3 protein-coding genes are annotated in these 2,041 nt (G+C 33.9%); 1 reads left to right on the top strand and 2 read right to left on the bottom strand.

Annotated features, from left to right (window positions below):
• Positions 1 to 494 precede the first annotated feature (494 nt).
• Positions 495 to 656, bottom strand: a complete 162-nt coding sequence (locus WCP76_RS06490) for an AAA family ATPase (protein ID WP_336294859.1) — start codon at positions 654 to 656, stop codon at positions 495 to 497.
• Between WCP76_RS06490 and WCP76_RS06485 the strand changes: the two genes are divergently transcribed.
• A complete protein-coding gene (locus tag WCP76_RS06485) occupies positions 655 to 1,119 on the top strand; it encodes a type II toxin-antitoxin system HicB family antitoxin (protein ID WP_336294858.1) in 465 nt (154 codons plus the stop codon). The genes WCP76_RS06490 and WCP76_RS06485 overlap by 2 nt on opposite strands.
• 389 nt (positions 1,120 to 1,508) lie before the next feature.
• On the opposite strand, the gene WCP76_RS06480 is transcribed toward WCP76_RS06485, so the two are convergent.
• Positions 1,509 to 2,041 (bottom strand): invasion associated locus B family protein (locus WCP76_RS06480; protein WP_336294857.1); only part of this gene is annotated, 533 nt, incomplete at its 5' end.

The raw sequence follows: 2,041 nt of genomic DNA, 5'->3' as shown, positions 1-2,041 counted from the left end.
TTAATATAAATGTCTTTAACATCGTTATTTAAGAGAAGTTTAAGAGCAAGACCACACCCACCAGCAAAAGGCTCTCTGTAGGAGCACCCATCTAATCCATTCTTCTTGAAAATTTCCTTCACTTTTTAAAAATCTAATTTTATCAGGCACATCAAACATAAAATCGTAATAATAGACGATTTCAGGAATATAATCTTTAAGTAATTAAAAAAACTATTGTTGTTTCATCTCCATATCTATAATCTTTTACCGTTGATCTTGATATTCTTTTCGTGCAGATACTATTAGAAAATGAATATACAAATGATAAATGTAATGTATGGTTGTTTTCAGAAAAATCATCTTTGATTCTTCTCAGCGTTTTAGTCTTAACTAATTTTTCAATCTCCGCTTCTTTCAATAAAATTGTGGCAGATAAAACAATATCTTCATAAAAAAGCTGTTTTAAGACGTATAAAAACAAAGTCTTTACCTTTTAATTGCTTCCCTAAACATCATTGTGAAAAGAGATAAAGACTTTGTAAAGTTGTTGTTTTCCCTGATTCATTATTTCCCACCAAAATAAAAGGAAAATTTTTATTTCCATCTGAAAAGTCTATTTTTAGAAGCTCTCCCACCCCTTTGAAATTTTCTAATTCAAATGAAGTAAATATCATGATAGTTTCCAGTGATATCCTGAAAACAACATCTTATGAAGAATTGTTTGATGAATTAGGATTAATAGTGAAAGAAACTGCAAATCACCTAGGCATTACACGTTTAACTCTATCTTGCATTTTCATCTTAATGATTAGAGAAAGAAGGATTAATGCTACTGAAACTTTAGGATTCGCACTACGTAGCTATATTATGCGCAATCTGCCCTTACCTACACCACAACGGCATAAAGGCCTTATAACAATAACAGTAGATGCATGGAATGCTCTTAAAATAGCAGTTGTAGAAGCCTTTAATGAAGCTGATATTACAAAAACAGAACTGACTAATCGGCTAGGTAAGCAAGAAACAGAAGCAAGACGTATTCTTGATCCAAACCACCCAACCAAACTTCAAACATTGGAGAAAACACTAACAGTTGTTGGTAAGCAGGTAATTATTACAATCAAAGATGCAGCATAACTACCTTCCCACTTAAAAAGATGGGAAGATATAAGCTTCATGATAAAGCTAAGCTGGCTTTTTTAAGAGGGCTTTTTGAATGCGGATCATAAGCTTTCAAAAAAAGATCGATACCACGAGAAAACTCTGAATTTCCAAAATCTGTAAGAACTGCTAGGATTTTAACAAAATCTGGTGCTTCATCTTGAAGCTTTGAAAAAAAGCTTTTTCTACCACACTTATAGCATTAACTATGGCATTAGTTTCTTCATCTTTAATACTATCACGATTACAAAGCTGGAACAAGGCTATCTACAGATCGCATAAAGAATCGATACTGATATTCATTGTACATCTCCATGGATTTGTTCTCTCACGCATGCCAAGTCTTTTGTAGTGTTCTCAACAGTCTATCGTTGCAAAGAATACAGCGCTGCACTCAATCCTTTAAATGGGACAGTGAAAGAAAATATTTTTCCTTCTTTAACCTTATAGGAAATACGTACCTCTTTATTCTGCTCTATTTGTTTAGTAAAAATTGGCCCTACCCTCGATTGTGCCAAACAGAGCAATTTACTACATTCGGTATAACGAATAAGGACAGGTTTTTTAATACCTTCCACAAACATTTGAATAGGGGCAGTTGTATCAGCATTTGGCAATGTTCGCAACAGCATTACTGCTTGACCATCTTTTGTAGAAGCAAGAGACCAACTAAAAATAGTGTTACCCTCTTGATCATGAACAGTCTGTGTCACATTACATATACCCTGCTTAAGCTTTTGTTTTTCATCGCAAATCAAAGTCCAATGATTGAATTGCGTAACAATTCTACGTATTTCACCAGGCTCTCCCTTAGGAACAGATAATTGCGGAGGATGCACCGTGTAAATATTATTGTTTTCATCGGCAAGGCTTTCGCCCTTTCCTAATAAAGAAAGGA

Source organism: Bartonella vaga (assembly GCF_037070895.1).
Lineage (GTDB): Bacteria > Pseudomonadota > Alphaproteobacteria > Rhizobiales > Rhizobiaceae > Bartonella.
The sequence above is the reverse complement of the archived record's forward strand: the minus strand, read 5'-3'. Positions and strand labels throughout refer to the sequence as shown.